Annotated in this window: 3 protein-coding genes; 1 reads left to right on the top strand and 2 read right to left on the bottom strand. The window is 72.8% G+C overall.

Features of this window, described 5'->3' with window-relative positions:
- Positions 1–73: 73 nt before the first annotated feature.
- Together ACFQ87_RS25215 and ACFQ87_RS25210 are read right to left on the bottom strand one after the other, a co-directional pair.
- Positions 74–997, bottom strand: a complete 924-nt coding sequence (locus ACFQ87_RS25215) for a hypothetical protein (protein ID WP_380613069.1) — start codon at positions 995–997, stop codon at positions 74–76.
- 33 nt (positions 998–1,030) lie between these two features.
- Positions 1,031–1,312, bottom strand: a complete 282-nt coding sequence (locus tag ACFQ87_RS25210) for a metal-sensitive transcriptional regulator (RefSeq protein ID WP_380613068.1) — start codon at positions 1,310–1,312, stop codon at positions 1,031–1,033.
- A 301-nt stretch (positions 1,313–1,613) separates the two neighbouring features.
- On the opposite strand from ACFQ87_RS25210, the gene ACFQ87_RS25205 reads away from it, so the two are divergent.
- The coding region (locus tag ACFQ87_RS25205; RefSeq protein ID WP_380613067.1) for a heavy metal translocating P-type ATPase at positions 1,614–2,884 on the top strand (1,271 nt) is incomplete at its 3' end.

Here is a 2,884-nt window from a genome sequence, read left to right as displayed (position 1 = left end):
TCATCCCGAGAGGCAGGAACGCCCCGGTCCGTACGGGGAGGCCCCCCCCCCCCACTTCTCGTCCGGGGGCTGCTCAGTGCTGGTGGTCGGCGGCCGGTTCGTCGGTGGCCGAGGCGGCGGGGGCGGCTCCGTCCGTCGTCACGGTGAAGGCGGCGGTGTGGACGGTGTCCTGGTGCTTGAAGTCCAGGAAGAGCCGGTAGCTGCCGCCGCTGGGGGCGGTGGTGGTGAAGCCGATCTCGGGGCCCGGGGTGGTGGTGTCCGGGTGGACGTGGAGGTAGGCCAGGTCGCCGGCGCGCAGGGCGACCAGGTGGCCGTAGGCGCCCAGGTAGGGCTGGAGGTCGGTGACGGGCTGGCCGTCCTTGCTGATGTTCAGGGTGAGGTGGTTGCTGCGGCCGGGGGCGAGGTCGCCGCCGAGGGTGACGGTGTAGCCGTCGACGGTGACGGTGCGTCCGGTCTCGGGGAGCGGGGCGGGGCGCAGGTCGCCCGCGGCGTGGAGGTCGGCGCCGAGGGTGAGGCCCTCGCTCGCGCCGGCCGGGGTGAAGTCGGCGAAGACCCGGTACTCGCCGGCGGCGGGGACGGCGGTCGGGGCGTTCCAGGTGCCGTCGGCGGCGAGGGTCGGGTGCAGGTGCTGGAAGGTGGAGAGGTCGCGCGGGGCGACGATCAGGTGGAGCTCCTTCTCGTGCTGCTGCTGGTAGGCGGTGACGGGCTTGCCGTCCGTGCCGAGGATGCGGAACTTCAGGTCGGTGGGGGATCCGGCGGTGACGAAGGGGTTGTCGACGCTCAGGGTGTAGCCGCGCTCGGAGATCTGCAGCCCGCCGGGCAGGTGCTCGGCGGCTGCCCCGCCCCCGGAGTCGTGTCCTGAGTGCTCCGTGTGCCCGGCGTGGGCGGCGGGCTCGGGCGCCGGGTCGCTGCCGGTGGCGTGGCCGACGCCGAGGGCGAGGCCGAAGGCGGCGGCGAGGCCGGCGGTGAAGGCGGTGATGCGCAGGGCGGTGTTCATGGCGGTCTCCTGGGACGTTCGAAGCGGCTGGGATCAGGCCCGCATGAGCCGGGCGATGGCCTGCGAGGCCTCGGCGACCTTGGCGTCGGCCTCGGCGCCGCCGCCTGCGATGGCGTCCTGGACGCAGTGGGCGAGGTGGGTGTCGAGCAGGTGCAGGGCGACGGACTGGAGGGCCTTGGTGGCGGCCGAGACCTGGGTCAGCGTGTCGATGCAGTAGGTGTCGGTGTCGACCATGCGCTGGAGGCCGCGGATCTGGCCCTCGACGCGGCGCAGTCTGCGCAGGAGCTGGTCCTTCTCGGTGCTGTAGCCGGCCATGCGGCCCTCCTCAGGTATCCGCGGGGAGTGCGGGAGTGCGGGAGTGCGGGTGCGGGCGGTGCGGGCGGTGCGTGGAGTGCGGGGAGGCCCCGGCTCGACGTCGATGAGTGAATACCCCATGGGGGTATCAAGTCAAGCGGATCGCCACCCTGAGAACATACCGCCCCGGGGTATTGCTCGGGGCTTGCCCTCCGTACCCCCCAGGGGTATAAATGAACCCGGCACCGCCCGATACCCCTCCAGGGTATGACGGCCCGGCCGCGCACGTACCTCGAAGTACCGACTGTCACGAGGAGCAACGATGACCACGCAGGCACCCGCCTCCACGGAGGTGGAACTCTCGATCGGCGGAATGACGTGCGCCTCGTGCGCGGCCCGGATCGAGAAGAAGCTCAACCGGATGGACGGTGTCTCGGCCAGCGTCAACTACGCCACCGAGAAGGCGAAGGTCACCTTCGAGGGCGAGGTCGAGGTGGCCGACCTGATCGCCACCGTCGAGGCCACCGGCTACACCGCCGCCCTGCCCAAGCCCCCGGCCGCCGCCGGTGGCGAGGGCGCCGAGCAGGCCGAGCCCGCCGACGAACTGGCTCCGCTGCGCCAGCGGCTGTTCACCGCGCTGGCCCTGGCCGTCCCGGTGATCGCGATGGCGATGGTGCCGGCGCTGCAGTTCGACAACTGGCAGTGGCTGTCGCTGACCCTCGCCGCCCCGGTCGTCACGTACGCCGCCTGGCCGTTCCACAAGGCCGCGTTCACCAACGCCCGGCACGGCGCCGCGACGATGGACACCCTGGTCTCGCTCGGTACCGGTGCCGCGTTCCTGTGGTCGCTGTGGGCGCTGTTCTTCGGCGACGCCGGGATGCCGGGCATGCGGCACGGCTTCGAGTTCACCATAGGTCGCAGCGACGGCGCCTCGAACATCTACCTGGAGGCGGCGGCCGGCGTCACCGCCTTCATCCTGGCCGGGCGCTACTTCGAGGCCCGCTCCAAGCGCACCGCCGGGGCTGCCCTCAAGGCGCTGCTGGAACTGGGCGCCAAGGACGTGACGGTGCTGCGCGGCGGCACCGAGGTGCGGATCCCGATCGCCGAGCTGGTGGTGGGCGACCGGTTCGTGGTGCGTCCCGGCGAGAAGATCGCCACCGACGGCACGGTGGTCGAGGGCGCCTCGGCGGTGGACGCCTCGATGCTGACCGGTGAGTCGGTGCCGGTCGAGGTCGGGGTCGGCGACAGCGTCACCGGCGCCACCGTCAACGCGGGCGGCCGGCTGGTCGTCGAGGCGACCCGGGTCGGCGCGGACACCCAGCTGGCCCGGATGGCCAAGCTGGTCGAGGACGCGCAGAACGGCAAGGCCGCCGCGCAGCGCCTCGCGGACCGGATCTCCGCGGTCTTCGTGCCGATCGTGATCACCCTCGCGGTGGCCACCCTCGGCTACTGGCTGGGCACCGGCGAGGGCTGGACCGCCGCCTTCACCGCCGCCGTCGCCGTGCTGATCATCGCCTGCCCGTGCGCCCTGGGCCTGGCCACCCCGACCGCGCTGCTGGTCGGCACCGGCCGCGGCGCCCAGCTGGGTGTGCT

It is taken from the genome of Kitasatospora sp. NPDC056531 (assembly GCF_042794375.1).
In the GTDB taxonomy this organism is placed as follows: Bacteria; Actinomycetota; Actinomycetes; order Streptomycetales; family Streptomycetaceae; genus Kitasatospora.
This window is presented reverse-complemented; position numbering and strand designations above follow the sequence as displayed.

Coding starts and splice junctions, on each gene's coding strand:
- ACFQ87_RS25215 (WP_380613069.1), bottom strand. CDS start 997: ATGAACACCGCCCTGCGCATCACCGCCTTCACCGCCGGCCTCGCCGCC.
- ACFQ87_RS25210 (WP_380613068.1), bottom strand. CDS start 1,312: ATGGCCGGCTACAGCACCGAGAAGGACCAGCTCCTGCGCAGACTGCGC.